Origin of the sequence: Legionella erythra (genome assembly GCF_001467615.1) — a bacterium.
Taxonomy (GTDB): Bacteria; Pseudomonadota; Gammaproteobacteria; order Legionellales; family Legionellaceae; genus Legionella_C; species Legionella_C erythra.
Genome location: NZ_LNYA01000024.1, coordinates 166,859 through 181,388 on the forward strand (window position 1 = coordinate 166,859; position 14,530 = coordinate 181,388).

The window sequence follows — 14,530 nt, forward strand, 5'->3', positions numbered from 1 at the left end:
CCAATCAGGATTGTGATCCTGTTTTTCCTTGAATGCAAATTTTCTTTTTCTTTAAAAAACTGGCCGGGCTTTAAGGTTGACGCTATTACTCCGCTGTGGGTATGATGCTTCTGCATCAATGAAAGAGGGTTTAAACAGTGAGTGAGCTTAATGAATTTCTCCGCACAGCCTGGGGTTCTGAACAATGGATTTTAGAGGGCTGGAACAAGATAACAGAAGAGGAAAAAAATCTTATTCGCCAGCGGATGGATGATTTGTTCAAAGACGGGCTGCCTTTTGAATTAAAAAATCATAAGTTATTGTATGTTTTTACTTTTTCATTGCTCGCTCAACTCGAAGTCCTTGCCATTCAAGTGCCTTTAAAATTTCAGGATAAGATGTCTACGGAGGAGCACAGGCACCGCATGCGGGTTCAATTCCTGGATGAAATTTTCCATGGCCTGGTGTTTACTAAAATTGTGTACATGCTGTCAGCCCCTCATGCTTTACCGCCGGCCTACAATGAACACATTGAGGTATTGTGCAATTTTATCCGCAACGAAGATTGCCCTAAAGTAGCGGTGATGCTCCTGAATCTCATTGGTGAAGGCTGGATTGAGGAAATTTTTTATAGCCTTAAGAAGCAGGGTGTGGCTCCCCGCGTGTTTGATACTATCATTGAAGATGAACACCGCCATGTGTGTGAAGCTGATCTGTATAAAGACATTGGCTTACCGGATATGGATGAGGTCCGCCAAAAAATGGCTTTTCTGGAAGAACAGTTGCTGACCAATATTTTTCTGCAGTATAAATACATGTTTTCCGTCTGCTCCTTGCTGGGTGTGGATGGCACCATTGATTTTCTGCAATCCCTCAATCAAAAGCATGTCCAGCAGCTTGAGAAAATTAATCTCAAGCCCAGCGATAACTGGCAATTTTTCATGAAAGTGGGTGAAGAACTTTTCCCAAGAATTCGCCAGATGTCTGAATTGCATTACGCGGTGGAGATGACGCCGATTCGCAAGGTCTTTATGACGCAGTGGAGCGACCCGTCTGATCCCACCATGGTCGGTGAATTTAATCTCAATATCAGTTGCATCGATTTTTTTAATAAAAAATTCCCGCCGGAGACCGTCACAATCCTGATGCTGCAGGCAGTGAGTCAGGGCTTAAGTGAAACCGACTCGTTCCGTTCGTTCTTGAATTACCGGCAATTGTTTCAAAGCAAAGAAGCCTATATGGGGTTAATTGTTAAATTGCCTGACTGTGGCGATCACATTGGCACTATTGTGTTTGAAAATTGCCATCGCATGCCGTTTCAGGAAATTGCTGTGCGAGTACGCAACATCATGAAAATGATGGTTTATTGCTTTAAAAAGCGCGAATACCTGGAAAAAACCTACCCGCATCTTAGCGTTAAACTGGAAAAAATGCTGTATGAACTGGCAACGGATGGCTATGATTACCCCTTGCCAGGGAACGCCGTGGTATCCTTAAGCAATATCGGATTTTGTGGTTATGTGCGAACCAAATCGCCGTTGCGCTGCAATGAAGCCATGAAATTTACGCTACTGGAAGTCGATCGTAAGCCCGTGTGGAATAAAGAAACGCAGGCGTTTGAGCCTCAGGATATTTTACCGGTGTCCATCAGCGCCGATCATCGCATTTTTGATGGCAACATTCCGGTGCCGAAAATGGTGCAGGGTTATTTTAACCAGATGTTCGCCAAGTTTCTTGAAGACTTGGCTAACCCGCCAACCCTCGTGCCTGATACACAGGAAGCGCAACTCTTTAAAGTGATGGAAGAATTGATTGCCCGAAATGTCGACCTGGCCTATAAAACCCTGCTGGTCTTGCAAACCTATTGGGTCGATCCCCTACGCGTTGAAACGCTACTCAGCGAGGAATTACGTCAAGAATTGGAAAATAACCCGCCTGAAGCATTTTATCAATAACTCGGAAACCATAAAGACTGCCCTTGGCAGTCTTTATGGTATTACTATCGGCTTATATCGCCAGCGTCAGAAGGAAAATGGCGGTCAGTGCAACCGTGCCCAATAATAGATTGCCACCAGGCACCAGGACGATACCCCCATTAGGATTGGCGCTGCGGGCGCGCCAGGTCATGATGGCCGGGAGCAGCAGCAAAAGGATGATGCAACAAACGCCTGCGTAAGCCAACGCATGCAGGTAGATACCCGGATTAACCAGAACGACCACCAAAGGCGGGATGAATGTCAGGGCCAATGTCCATTTACCCTGTAAACCTGATTTCTTAAGGGATAAACCATCTGCCAGAAAATCAAATAAACCAATGGACACACCTAAAAAGGCAGTGACCATGCAGATGGATGTGAAAAAGCCAAAAAAGCCGGTGATCCATTGGCTATGAACGGCATTGCTTAATGAATCGGTCAAACCGCTGGTGGTATGTTCGTTACTCGCCAAGGCAATTAACCCTTCCGCACCATCACGTGAAATAACACCCATGATGACCGCATCCCAGATTATATAACAGGTCAGGGGAATCAACGAGCCAAAAAGAATAACCTTGCGCAATGCAGCCACATCATCATTAAAATAATCACGCAGGCTTGGCACAATGGATGCGAAACCAAAGGAGGTGACTAATATCATCAAACTGCCGGTGATGGCCTTAATCGAACCGCCGCTTAAGGTGCTGAAATTGATATGGGGACTGATAATGACGACCAGTAATAAATAAATACCGAGTTTTCCAAACATCAGGCCGCGGTTGACATAATCAACTGCCCGGATGCCGGCATAAACGACCAAGCTGAACAAGCCGGTAAAAATCAGGGCGGTAATCCAGGTTGGCATACTTAAATTGACGCGTCCCAAAATGCCGCCAAGCACATCACTGCCGCCTGAAATGTAGGCCGCGAGGAGGGTATAGAGCAAGAAAAGGTAGGTTATCCAGGCAATGATTTGTCCGGGTAAACCCAGCGTCGACTTGGCCATCGAAACCATGTTGCTGCCTGCTGGTAAGCGCAAATTCACTTCCAGTATCAATAAAGCGCCAACGGTCATGATGAACCAGCATAAAATCAGGAAAAAAATGGAATTGGTAAAACCAACTTCCGCTGTCGAAACGGGTAAGGCCAGCATCCCGCCACCAATGGACGTACCTACGATAAGAAGAATGCCGCCGATGAATTTAGAGTTTGCCAATTTAAAGTCCATTATGTATAAATTTAATACAATATATTAAAGAATATATTCCCCATAGTCAATAGCCTCCTCACGAAGAAGCAAGCTAAATCACATGCAGTAGTTGTAATACTGCATGAATTAACAATAAAAATGAACACATAATCACAAAAACAGGGGTTAATCTGCCGCCTGGGACCTGGTATTCGCTTTTAAATTTCTTACGCCCCAGCATGACCATCAACGCCGGTAAAAGCAACAATAAAATCACACAAAATAGACCGGCATAGCTGAGTGCAGAAATGTAGGCGCCGGGGTAATAAAGCACCAGAAGCAGGGGCGGGAAAAAAGTTAACAGAAATAAACCCAGGCCTTCCTTGCCTCTTTGTTCCACTTTAAGCCCATCAGCTAAAAAACTGATGAGGCAGAGAGAAACCCCCAGAAATGCCGTGAGCATGCAAATGGAAGTGAAAAAGTTAAACAATGACGTAATGAGTGGACTATGCACGGTCTTTGCCAGCATGGCGGCTAATTCACTGTTGGTGCGATCGCTATGCATTAAAGCCGCTAAACCGTCGTTGCCCTCTGATGGCAAGGTGCCAATGATGACCGCATCCCACGCCAGGTAGCAGAGCAGGGGAATAAAGGAGCCAATCAAAATTACCCGCCGCAAGGTTTTGATGTCGTCATTAAAGTATTCGCGAAGATTGGGTACAATGATGGCGAAACCAAATGAAGTCAGTAGCAGCATGATGCTGCTGGCGATGTTGCGGTAATCACCACCATCAAGATAATTTAACTGGATATGGGGGGCAATAAGCACAACCAGGATAAGATAAACGCCCAGTTTGCCAAACATCAACCCGCGGTTCAGCAAGTCGACGCTGCGGATACCGGCATAAACCACCGCGCCAAAGGCTAAAGTGAACAGTAAGCTGGCCTGCCATTCATTGAGGTGGAGTCCGACACGCGAAAAGAGACTGGCAAAAATATCTGCACCGCCTGAGATGTAGGCGGACAGCAGAGTGTACAAGAGAAAAATATAACTCAGCCAGGCGGTCAATAACCCGGCCTTTCCTAAGGTGGCTTCTGCCATGGATACCATGTGTTTGCCGCGTGGTAAATAGAGATTGGCTTCGAGAATAAACAGAGCGCCCAGAGTCATGATGGCCCAGCATATAAAAAGAAAAAAGGTCGATTGCCAGAAACCGGTTGCGGCATTAGCGACAGGCAGGGCCAGCATGCCGCCGCCAATGGATGTGCCTACCACAAGAAGAATGCCGCCAATGAATCGGGATTTCATAATGACCTCCAATGAAGAATCCTGTCCTTAATACTTACAAGCTTCGCATCCCTGAGGCTTTGGGTTTTCGGTGAACCGTTATTTCGTCATGGCCACGGCTGGCATGGGCGCAGGATGCGCGATGGGCGCATTAAACCATTGTATTTCCCCCCGCCGATTCTGAGCGCTGCCGTGAATGATTTTATTGTCTGAGACATCATGCTTATCGCCATACCCTTCTGCCGTGAGGCGTTGAGCCTGAATGCCATTGGCCCATAAAAAGGTCAACATGGCCTCGGCTCGGGCTTGCGACAGCTTTTGTTTATGCCGTCTTGAACCAATGTTATCGGTAAATCCGGCTACATAGATAGTACTATTTGGATATAAACGAAGCAACCGCACAATATTGACCAATGCGGGGTAGCAAATATCATTTAATTCCGGCGTATCGAACACATAATACCGGTCAGTTGGGACAATTAAGGTCATTGTATCGCCGTACTCGACAAATTGAATGTCCTGTTCGTTGAGATCATGAACGATGGATTGTTTGGTTTCCTTATAAAGGCTGGTGGCCGCTCCCGCAATACCGCCCACGACAATGCCCCCGGGAATGGCGGCTGAACTGGCTGCACTGGCCACGGTCCCGGCGATAAGGCCATACGTTGCTCCTTTTGCTGTGTATTTGGGCATGGAGTTATAGGGCTTGAAATTATTGTAGGGTGGTTTATAGCAGCCGCTCAAAGACAAGGGCAGCAGCAGGCTGGATAAAGCCAGGTATCGGGCGGCGTGTTTGGGTGACATTCCTACTCCTGTTACAGATCTAATCCCTCATTATTAAGCATCCCTGCCTATTTCGCAATCAAAGCCCTCATTTTCTGCTGACAAGGCTGAGATGCTCAGGTTTGAATGACTAATTCATTGTAAATTAAAGCCTTAGATAAAAAAACCTGCTAAACAGACTACGCAAGCCCATGATCATTCGTTATAGTGAAAGACCGTCTTAATGGATGTTTCACATGGCCGAGAAAAAATTTTCATTCAAATTAACCCTGGCAGCACTGGGGGTAGTATTTGGGGATATTGGAACCAGCCCGTTGTATGCTATTCGTGAGACACTGTGGGGACTGCCTATCAATGAGCTCGACGTGATGGGCGTTTTGTCGCTGGTTTTCTGGTCGCTTGTCATTGTCATCTCTTTAAAATACCTGGCGGTGGTTCTGCGTGCCGACAACGATGGTGAGGGCGGGATTCTCGCCTTGCTCGCGCTTTTGAAACGCAAGCGTGCCCGGCATGAGCACCTGTTTTATTTAGTCGCCATTTTCGGAGCGGGTTTATTAATCGGCGACGGCATGCTGACACCGGCGATTTCCGTGACCAGTTCCATTGAGGGTTTAAAAACGGTATCGCCGCAACTGGAAAAATGGGTCGTGCCGTTATCCTGCCTCATTTTAGTTGCCCTGTTTTCCATGCAACACAAAGGAACGGCCAAAATAGGCTTTGCTTTTGGCCCTCTGCTGTTGATTTGGTTTGTGACCATTGCCGTCCTCGGGGTGAATAAGATCATGGATAATCCGGAGGTGCTTATCGCGGTGAATCCTTATTATGCCTTTGAATTTTTTCGCGAAAATGGTATGAAAGGGTTTTTCCTTCTGGGGGGCGTATTCCTGGTTGTGACTGGTGGTGAAGCCATGTATGCTGACATTGGCCATTTTGGTAAAAACCCTATTCGCGCCAGCTGGTTTATGATTGCCTTGCCTTGTCTGTTATTGAATTATTTTGGTCAATGTGCCAACCTGTTGGCTCACCCGGAAGACATTGACAACCCCTTTTATAATCTGGCGCCAGACGGCTTTTTTATTCCCTTGCTCATCATTTCAACCATCGCCACCATTATTGCTTCCCAGGCGTTGATTACTGCCACGTTTTCATTGACGCGGCAAGCCGTCTTGCTCGGGTTTTATCCTAAGCTGCAGATTATTCAAACATCCAAAGAGCATGCGGGGCAAATTTACATCCCTCAGGTTAATTTTTTCTTAATGATTGGTACGTTGTTGCTGATTATTATTTTCCAAAGCTCAGCCAATCTTGCTCATGCCTATGGTATCGCTGTTAACTTGACCATGCTGATGGTCACCCTGATGGTGGCTTATGCGTCCGTGAAGGTTTGGCATTGGTCAATTGTCAAAATGCTTTTGGTTTTCTCGTTATTTGTCTCAGTCGATTTACTGTTCCTGGCGTCCAATTCGCACAAATTTATTACCGGCGGATGGGTGCCGATTGGCTTTGCTTTGCTGGTCGCCACCGTCATGTTTACCTGGAATAACGGTTTGCAGTTCTTAAAAACCAATTACTACATGGCTAAAGAAGACATCTCCAAGATAGTGAAACAATTGCATTACAAAACCTTAAACAAGCTTCCCGGGTTAACGGCTATATTTATTACCGATACCTATGATCGAAGTGGCGGCAGTTTTCTACACTTTTTAAAATTGAGCCTGTCGGTCCCACAAAACATTCTGATTGTCAATTATGTGGTACGCAATCGCCCGCACATTTATATCAATCATCGTTTTGAGGTGAATAAACTCGATGACACCATTTACGAATTAACCCTGAACTATGGGTTCATGGATGATATTTCCATCCCTGATGCCCTGATGCTGTTAAATGAGAAAGGGGATTTGCCGTTTAAACTCAATGTCGATAATGCAACCTACCTGGTGGAAATCCCTAATATCATGGCCTCGCGAGAGAAGCGCTCGCTTAATTTTTACTGGCAGGAAAAATTATTCGCCTTCCTGATGCGTAACTACTCGGTCAATCTCAACATTGAATTCTATAAGTTGCCCTACAACCGGACCATGGCTATCGGTACTTATTTCCAGATTTAGTGGTTCCTGACATGACAACCATTGGACAAGGGTTGGGACGGAAGAACAATTTGGATGTTAATGCCTTTAATTGTCGGGCTGCTACGCGCTTCTGACAAGTAGTCAATCAGTGGTACATCAACCACTTTGCCGTATTGTGAAGAGGCCTGGCGGAAAACAGGCGTTCCATTTTTCCAGAAGACAAAGCCCAAGTGCGATACATTAAGATTGGTGCCAATTTCTTTACGTAAATTCCAGTTGGGCCTGACAATTTCAACAATGGCGGCCTCAGGGATCTGCTTGAACAGGTATTGATTAGCCTTACCCCTGGTATCAAACAAAGCCGTAAAAGGCAGGTATGGCAGATTAGATACCGTTCGCGGCAGTTTGCTGCCCAGGACTTGCAACTCTTGAAGCCGTTGCTGGCGCAGGTGTGGGTCCTGATGGAGTAAGCGGATATGATCGTCGCCAAAATGCGCATACCAGGACGGCTTATCAATGAAGGCTGAGGCTGTTTTAAACACGGGCTGTTTGTTTTTATCCACAATGGTGGTGGTGATGTCTTTAACATAACCTTGACGCTGATTATTTTGGTTCCAGTCTAAACCGGTAAAATGATTGCGATGGATAAAGCCCAATTTGCCCTGGCTGTAGCGAAGGTTTCTCAGGCAGTGTTTAAAGGTTTGTTCATTATTGGCCAGCGCAATGGCTAATATCGTGGTGACATAGGTTTCACAGTCAAACGCATCCGTGCGGTAACGCGGGTATTGATCAAAGCGTGCGCGACTGCCTTCACCCAGTGCGCCGAGCACATAAGGCCTTCCGAGGAAATAGCCGCTGATTTTATCAAGGCGCTCTGTCATATCAAAATTCGGTATGTGATTCATGCTGTGATATAGTCCCTTTAACGTCGCGGTTGCCTGCTTTTCTTCAGTAACCGCCGCGCCCGCTGAAAAAGCGGATAAGCCGAGAGAAAGCGTCAGCATGCAGGATAAGAGGGGCTGGCAGTTTTTTTTCATGGTGTTCTCGGCAAATTCGATGGTGAATTTTAACCTTGATGCAACAGAGGTACAAGAATGCTGAATGCAATATGGTTAGGGATGATTGTTTTGTCAGTGGTCGTCGGGGCCATTGAAGGGCGTCTCGACAATGTCGTGCATGCCGTGACCGACTCGGCCAAGTTAGGTTTTGAAATCGCTTTGGGTTTAAGCGGCATCATGGCCTTGTGGTTGGGTATTATGGCCATCGCATCGGAATCAGGCCTGGTCAACCGTTTTGCGCGCTGGCTTAAGCCGGTTTTGCGGCCATTGTTTCCTGATGTACCGGTGGATGATCCGGCCATGGGGGCGATGGTCATGAACATTGCCGCCAATATGCTTGGTCTGGCTAATGCTGCAACACCCTTTGGCCTTAAGGCGATGAATGAGCTGCAACGGTTAAATGGCAAAGCTGAACAGGCAAGCGATGCCATGTGTACTTTTTTAGCTATTAATACATCGAGTGTGCAATTAATTCCAGCGACGGCCATCGCGTTTCTGGCAGCAAACGGTGCTCATCAACCCAGCTCAGTGATTTTCACCTCCCTGATAGCGACCAGCGTATCCACTTTGGTTGCGATCGTGGCGGTAAAACAATTAGCCAAATTACCCGCTTATCGCTTAAGAGAGGTTGGGATAAATGATTGAAATTGCCAATTATATTTCCAATTGGGTGCTGCTTCTTTTTGTTGTTGGTATTCCGCTTTATGGATCCTTTAAAAAAATCAATGTGTTTGACGCCTTCGTCACCGGAGCGAAACAGGGGTTTGAAACCAGTATCAGCATCGTTCCTTACCTGATAGCCATGATGGTGGCGATTGGTATGCTCAGAGCGTCTGGGTTTTTTGAATTATTAAATGCAGCCCTGGCTCCTGTTCTGGCGTGGTTCGGCATGCCGCCGGAATTATTACCCCTGGCTTTAATCAGGCCATTTTCAGGCAGTGCTGCTACGGGTGTGATGGCTGAATTGATCCATGAAAACGGCGGGGATTCGTTCATTTCAAAAACAGCAGCCACCATGATGGGCAGTACCGAGACTACCTTTTATGTCATTGCGGTTTATTTTGGCGCTGTGGGGATTAAACGAACCCGTCATGCCATCCCGGCTGGGCTGCTTGCGGATTTGGCCGGCATCATCGCGAGCGTGATGGTTTGCCGCTATCTTTTTTTGTAGTGGTAGACGCAGCCGCTGGTGTGGATGACCCATTTAACCGGGATGCGGGTAATACCGGCATGATGACAATGTCGTGCAGTCGCCAGTTGTATTGTTCAAGCTTGTGGCGCAAGGCATGAAGTTTGATCAAAGAGACATCATCTGCCTTGGGTTCAATCAGGATGTCGCCGAAAAAGACATGGCCTTCGTCACGAAAACGAGTCGTCACCGACTGAACCCAATCTTCTTTTTTAATCAGGGCCTTGACGTCGGCAATCAGGGGATCGGTTTTTTCATTGCCTATCATTTTAGGGATCTCATCCACCAAATCGAAGACAGATTGTTTAAAATTCTTGTAGCCATCGTGGATGATACTGATTGAAATCAACAGGCCAACCCCTGCATCCGCCCACCAGTAACCCAACCCAATGCCCAGAATGCCGATGATACTGGCAAAGGCACTCATCCAGCTGGCTTTGTTCATTTTTGAATCAGTAAATAGTATTTTGTCGTAGAGTTTTCGGGAAAGAGGGAGTTTGACATGGCCTAAAATGGTTGAGGGGATGCCTGACCATAAGAGAGCAGGAATCATGATGAATCCTAACCAAATGGAATGCCCAAAGAAAAACACATTGGGGATGGTGGGGTGCTCGTGTTTCAGCAGCACAATGACCCCGTCGACCAATAGATAAATGCCTAAAATCAGTAAGGCCAGGGAACTGGTAAAAAAAGACATGGTGGTGACGCGATGAAAACCATAGGGGAAATTGCGATTGGCTTTCCATTTAACAATGCGGCTGGCTATCAAAAAAGAAAGCGGCGGGATAATACCGAGCATGTCTTCAAGCCAGATTGTTTTCATGGTTTGCGAATTGGACATGACTAAAAACGAAAAAAAACTGGTGGAAATCATGTAAAAAAATGAAATCCATTCATAGCGGATTGCCTGCGCGTAAACGGGTTGTAATTTTGCTGGAAATTCCAGGGTTTTAGTCACGTGCAGCATGCTGAATTGTCCTCTGCTTTTCAATGAATTCATTCACCTGTTTAAGCCAGGCATTCTCACCGGGCGGTACCGCCAGCACATAAGCAGCATGATCGTTTTTATCATAAGGCACAGTAAACGCGAGGATTTCAGACCAAGGGGAATCCTGATGAATCGCACAGGCAACGATATCTATTTTATAGTCCTGCAACCGACGGTATAATACATCCTGAGGGTCTGAAAACCAGATTACTTCTGCGTTCAAATGTTTCGCTAATGTCTTCAATAAGGCCATTTCGTCTGATGATGCGGTATGGTTTAAACAAACCCCGGCTTTTAAGCGGTGAGTCTTGCGAATTTTATTTAAGGTTTGATTGGGATCATCAGGGAACTGGCAGCCCGAAAGAACTGCTACAAGACTGATCGCGAGTAGGCTGTTTATCCATTCATGCATGAGATTCCTTTCTTTGGCCCTATACCTGTCGGTGTTAATTTTCACCAGACGATTATCAGTATCCGGTGGCGTTTTCTGCGGTTAAAAATTAAAAATCCTTAATTATCAGGTATTCATTTTATCGAAACCTATGGTAATGTTAAATGGAAATCGACCGTTCATGGTTGTTATTCATGCTGTAATCAAGTCACTAATGAACAAAAATATAAGGAAATGTCATGAATTCAAAGCTTCTATTTTCTTTGGTTTGCAGCGCCGTGTTGTTCGCTTCCGGTTGCAATACCAACCCTCATTTTTATAATGATACCAATCAGCCTGTGACGCATGTTTCAGTTGAACAAAAGCAAACAGATGCCAAGATTTTAAGCAGCTTGATTGTGTTGAATAAAAACGAAATTGCTGCCGCCAATACTGCGCAACAAAAATCAGCCAATCATGCGGTTAGAAATTATGCTGAAATCATGAACAAGGCTCACAGCAGAAACCTGCAGGAAGCAGAGCGCTTAAGCCAGAAACTGGATGTTGCTCCCAAACAAGGTCAAACGGCAGCTCAGCTGCAACGAAAAGGCCGACAAGAATTGGCTGCTTTAAACCGTCTGCAAAATCATGCATTTGATCGTGCCTACATCAATGCCATGGTAAAAGATCACGCGGCTGCTCTGCAATTGCTGGATCAACGTTTGATTCCGCAAGCGACTAATCCGCAATTACGTCAATACCTGGAAGCGACCCGTGCCAATGTGGCTCAGCATTTAAAACAGGCACAAGCCGTTCAAAACCAATTAGCTAATTCCTAATGACAAAAAAACCGGGCGAGCGTCTGCGCGTCCGGTTTTTATCCTGATTTTCATTTGGGTTGGTTAGCCTTTTTTACCCTGCTTTCTTGCCTTGCTGGCCAGATTGCCTTCCTCATACAGTTTCAATTGCGCAAGCAGCGTGTTGGTATTGGCTTTAAATGTCGCTAATTCACGGCCTGAGATGGGCGCTCCTCTGGGGAGTGTGACCGTAGTCGGGTTTTTAGGCTGGCCGTTGATATGAAACTCATAATGACAATGCGGGCCGGATGCTAAACCGGTTTGACCCACGTAGCCAATAACCTGTCCCCGGCGTACAAAATCACCGCGGGATAAGCCTTTCTGGAATTTGAGCATGTGACCGTAAATGGTACTGTAAAGCTTGTTATGATTAATTTTAATCATGTTCCCATAACCGCTTTGTCGACCAATAAGTTCAATACGGCCATCACCCGTGGCTTGAATAGGTGTGCCAATACGTGCCGCCAGATCCACCCCTTTATGAGCCCGACGATAATGCAGGATGGGATGATAGCGCGACAGACTGAAGGTTGAACTGATATGGCTGAAGCGAATGGGGTAGCGATTAAATGCCTTTTTAAGGCTGGTGCCCTGGGGAGTGTAATAGTCGGTGCGCCCATCGCGGCTGGTATGGCGTATGGCCTGGAAGGTGCGGCCGCCATTTTTGTAAGAAACGGCAAGAATATCACCCGTTCCGACTAATTTATCTTCAATGTAATAGGCTTTGTAAATAATGGTAAAGCGATCACCCGCTCTCACATCGCGAGCAAAATCGATATCCCAGGTAAAAATATCTGTCATTTGTTGAATGAGCTTGTAGGGGATGTTGTTGCGTTTGGCCGTACTGTACAGTGACCCCTTGACGGTTGCAGTCAGAAAATGGCTGTGGCTGTTCATTTTCCGTGAATTGATTTTACTTTTATAGTGGGCCCCGTCACGGTAGACCACCATGTATTGGGTACTGGTAAACGGCAGGATCATCTTTTCCAGCACTTGCTCGTTGACCAGAAATTGAATTTCCTCATTGGGTTTAAGTTTGGACAATGCTTTGGCATGCGGATTGTCTTTAATAATAATGCCTAGCGTCTTGGCACTTAATCCAACCCGATTAAACACACTGGCTAACGAGTCGCCGGGGCGCGCTTTGATGATTTTCCATTCCTTGCCATGGATTATTTTCTTTTTGGCCACCACCGGGGCTGCCGTTTTTACCGGTTGAGGTGCTTTCTTTGCAGCAGCGACGGCAACAGTACCAACCGACGTGGGGCCAGCGGCCTTGATCACAGCGGTTTGATGAGGGGCTTCCTGTTTGGCATGGGGAAGTGCGACACTGCGATTCGTAAAGCGTGTTTTCTGCTTATGAGGGAATGACTTGACCAGAATAAACGGCAAGGCAAACGCGATAACCAAAGCAATCAGCGCCAGCAATTTAGATGGTTTTTCCGGACTATTTAATGAGACATTGGGTCTGTGATCCATGTTTCGCCTTTACTACTGTCATCCCAGGAGAATCTGTTAATTAAAATAAACGTTGTTACAGTCTTCTTTGGCTCTGACCGCTTAAGTAATAAGGTATCCCAATCGTGTCCAGTGATTGACGAATCAGCCGTTACTAGTCATTACCATCCTAAAGCGTTCATGCTTTTTTGCTTATTCTTTGTACTGTCCTCTAGCGAGAACAGAATAACCGGGCTAAGATACTCGCTGCAAGAAGTTAGGTCAATCATTAAAAAAGGTTTTACACGCATGATAATCGCAGATTCCGCCTACAATGAGTTAAAAAGAGGGTGTGAGGAAATTCTTCCGGAACAGGAACTTGAAAAAAAATTACTCAAAAATCGCCCCTTGCGTATTAAAGCGGGCTTTGACCCGACCGCACCCGATTTGCATTTAGGCCATACGGTATTACTGAATAAGCTGCGTCAATTTCAGCAGCTGGGGCATGAAGTCATTTTTCTTATTGGTGATTTCACCGCCATGATTGGCGATCCAACCGGTAAAAATGTGACCCGTATGCCATTGACCCGCGAAGAGGTATTGGCTAATGCAGAAACCTATCAGCATCAGGTTTTTAAAATTCTCGATCCTGCAAAAACCACTATTGCCTTTAATTCGCAGTGGCTGGGTCAATTAAACGCAGCGGATCTAATTCGTCTGGCCGCGACCCATACCGTTGCAAGAATGCTGGAGCGTGATGACTTCAATAAACGTTATACATCCGGACAGCCTATTGCCATTCATGAATTCCTCTACCCGCTCATCCAGGGCTATGACTCGGTGGAATTAAAAGCGGACGTGGAATTAGGAGGAACGGATCAGAAATTTAACTTACTCATGGGGCGGGAGTTACAAAAGCATTACGTCCATGAACCGCAGGTTATTATGATGCTGCCACTGATTGAGGGATTGGATGGCGTCAAGAAGATGTCTAAATCATTGAACAATTACATTGGAATAGCAGAAAGTGCGGACAGCATGTTTGGCAAAATCATGTCCATCAGTGATGAATTAATGTGGCGATACCTTGATTTATTAAGTTTCAGACCCATCTCAGATATAGAGATACTTAAAAAGTCGGTTGCAGAAGGCTACAACCCCCGCGATGTAAAAATTGAACTGGCAAAAGAAATCATTGCCCGCTTCCATGATCTGGCGGCGGCTGAGCGGGCGCATCAGGCTTTTGTTGAGCGGTTTCAAAAAGGCGAGATACCGGAAGACTTGGTGGAGCAGGAACTGGCCATCAGTGAGCCCATCAGCATTGCCCAATTATTAAAACAGCTG

At 46.1% G+C, this 14,530-nt stretch carries 13 protein-coding genes (1 of these 13 only partly in view); 6 read left to right on the forward strand and 7 right to left on the reverse strand.

Annotated features, from left to right (window positions below):
- The first annotated feature begins 137 nt into the window (after positions 1–137).
- Positions 138–1,934 carry a 2-oxo acid dehydrogenase subunit E2 gene (locus Lery_RS07610; protein WP_058526661.1) on the forward strand — a complete coding sequence of 599 codons (1,797 nt, stop codon included), beginning with the start codon at positions 138–140 and terminating at the stop codon, positions 1,932–1,934.
- Positions 1,935–1,986: 52 nt separating this feature from the next.
- Here Lery_RS07610 and Lery_RS07615 read toward each other — a convergent pair whose 3' ends face one another.
- From Lery_RS07615 to cmpA, 3 genes are all read right to left on the reverse strand, one after another.
- Entirely contained in the window at positions 1,987–3,171 is a 1,185-nt protein-coding gene (locus Lery_RS07615) for an amino acid permease (protein WP_058526846.1), read from the reverse strand.
- Positions 3,172–3,256: 85 nt separating this feature from the next.
- On the reverse strand, positions 3,257–4,453 hold the full coding sequence (locus tag Lery_RS07620; protein WP_058526847.1) for an amino acid permease: 1,197 nt from the start codon (positions 4,451–4,453) through the stop codon (positions 3,257–3,259).
- Positions 4,454–4,531: 78 nt separating this feature from the next.
- Positions 4,532–5,236 carry a C-OmpA-like family protein CmpA gene (cmpA, locus tag Lery_RS07625; protein WP_058526662.1) on the reverse strand — a complete coding sequence of 235 codons (705 nt, stop codon included), beginning with the start codon at positions 5,234–5,236 and terminating at the stop codon, positions 4,532–4,534.
- Positions 5,237–5,451: 215 nt separating this feature from the next.
- Here cmpA and Lery_RS07630 point away from each other — a divergent pair, with 215 nt between their 5' ends.
- Positions 5,452–7,326, forward strand: coding sequence for a potassium transporter Kup (locus Lery_RS07630; RefSeq protein ID WP_058526663.1), 1,875 nt, complete (start codon positions 5,452–5,454; stop codon positions 7,324–7,326).
- Here the strand turns inward: Lery_RS07630 and Lery_RS07635 are convergent.
- Positions 7,323–8,324 carry an N-acetylmuramoyl-L-alanine amidase-like domain-containing protein gene (locus Lery_RS07635; RefSeq protein ID WP_058526664.1) on the reverse strand — a complete coding sequence of 334 codons (1,002 nt, stop codon included), beginning with the start codon at positions 8,322–8,324 and terminating at the stop codon, positions 7,323–7,325. The two genes, Lery_RS07630 and Lery_RS07635, sit on opposite strands and share 4 nt — an antisense overlap.
- 57 nt (positions 8,325–8,381) lie before the next feature.
- Between Lery_RS07635 and Lery_RS07640 the strand changes: the two genes are divergently transcribed.
- Positions 8,382–8,990: a nucleoside recognition domain-containing protein gene (locus Lery_RS07640; protein WP_058526665.1), complete on the forward strand. Its 609-nt coding sequence runs from the start codon at positions 8,382–8,384 to the stop codon at positions 8,988–8,990.
- Complete coding sequence (locus tag Lery_RS07645) at positions 8,983–9,516, forward strand: spore maturation protein (protein ID WP_058526666.1); 534 nt, start codon at positions 8,983–8,985, stop codon at positions 9,514–9,516. Before Lery_RS07640 ends, Lery_RS07645 begins: the two co-directional genes overlap by 8 nt.
- Here the strand turns inward: Lery_RS07645 and Lery_RS07650 are convergent.
- The gene (locus tag Lery_RS07650; RefSeq protein ID WP_082657154.1) at positions 9,476–10,534 is read right to left on the reverse strand and encodes a cation efflux transmembrane domain-containing protein; all 1,059 of its coding nucleotides are present in this window, start codon (positions 10,532–10,534) and stop codon (positions 9,476–9,478) included. The genes Lery_RS07645 and Lery_RS07650 overlap by 41 nt on opposite strands.
- Positions 10,485–10,934, reverse strand: coding sequence for a transglycosylase SLT domain-containing protein (locus Lery_RS07655; RefSeq protein ID WP_058526668.1), 450 nt, complete (start codon positions 10,932–10,934; stop codon positions 10,485–10,487). Before Lery_RS07655 ends, Lery_RS07650 begins: the two co-directional genes overlap by 50 nt.
- A gap of 218 nt (positions 10,935–11,152) precedes the next feature.
- Here Lery_RS07655 and Lery_RS07660 point away from each other — a divergent pair, with 218 nt between their 5' ends.
- Positions 11,153–11,731, forward strand: a complete 579-nt coding sequence (locus tag Lery_RS07660) for a DUF4142 domain-containing protein (RefSeq protein ID WP_058526669.1) — start codon at positions 11,153–11,155, stop codon at positions 11,729–11,731.
- A gap of 63 nt (positions 11,732–11,794) precedes the next feature.
- Here Lery_RS07660 and Lery_RS07665 read toward each other — a convergent pair whose 3' ends face one another.
- Positions 11,795–13,228: a peptidoglycan DD-metalloendopeptidase family protein gene (locus Lery_RS07665; protein WP_058526670.1), complete on the reverse strand. Its 1,434-nt coding sequence runs from the start codon at positions 13,226–13,228 to the stop codon at positions 11,795–11,797.
- Positions 13,229–13,495: 267 nt separating this feature from the next.
- Between Lery_RS07665 and tyrS the strand changes: the two genes are divergently transcribed.
- Positions 13,496–14,530 carry the 5' portion of a tyrosine--tRNA ligase gene (gene tyrS, locus Lery_RS07670; protein WP_058526671.1) on the forward strand. It continues 162 nt past the right edge of the window, so 1,035 of the gene's 1,197 nt are visible here — the first part of the coding sequence; it begins with the start codon at positions 13,496–13,498; its stop codon lies beyond the right edge, outside the window.

Excerpts from the sequence above, each read along its gene's own strand:
- Lery_RS07665 (WP_058526670.1), bottom strand. The coding sequence starts at position 13,228 with ATGGATCACAGACCCAATGTCTCATTAAATAGTCCGGAAAAACCATCT.
- Lery_RS07620 (WP_058526847.1), bottom strand. The coding sequence starts at position 4,453 with ATGAAATCCCGATTCATTGGCGGCATTCTTCTTGTGGTAGGCACATCC.
- Lery_RS07645 (WP_058526666.1), top strand. The coding sequence starts at position 8,983 with ATGATTGAAATTGCCAATTATATTTCCAATTGGGTGCTGCTTCTTTTT.
- Lery_RS07635 (WP_058526664.1), bottom strand. The coding sequence starts at position 8,324 with ATGAAAAAAAACTGCCAGCCCCTCTTATCCTGCATGCTGACGCTTTCT.
- Lery_RS07630 (WP_058526663.1), top strand. The coding sequence starts at position 5,452 with ATGGCCGAGAAAAAATTTTCATTCAAATTAACCCTGGCAGCACTGGGG.
- Lery_RS07640 (WP_058526665.1), top strand. The coding sequence starts at position 8,382 with ATGCTGAATGCAATATGGTTAGGGATGATTGTTTTGTCAGTGGTCGTC.
- cmpA (WP_058526662.1), bottom strand. The coding sequence starts at position 5,236 with ATGTCACCCAAACACGCCGCCCGATACCTGGCTTTATCCAGCCTGCTG.
- Lery_RS07660 (WP_058526669.1), top strand. The coding sequence starts at position 11,153 with ATGAATTCAAAGCTTCTATTTTCTTTGGTTTGCAGCGCCGTGTTGTTC.
- Lery_RS07650 (WP_082657154.1), bottom strand. The coding sequence starts at position 10,534 with ATGAATTCATTGAAAAGCAGAGGACAATTCAGCATGCTGCACGTGACT.
- Lery_RS07655 (WP_058526668.1), bottom strand. The coding sequence starts at position 10,934 with ATGCATGAATGGATAAACAGCCTACTCGCGATCAGTCTTGTAGCAGTT.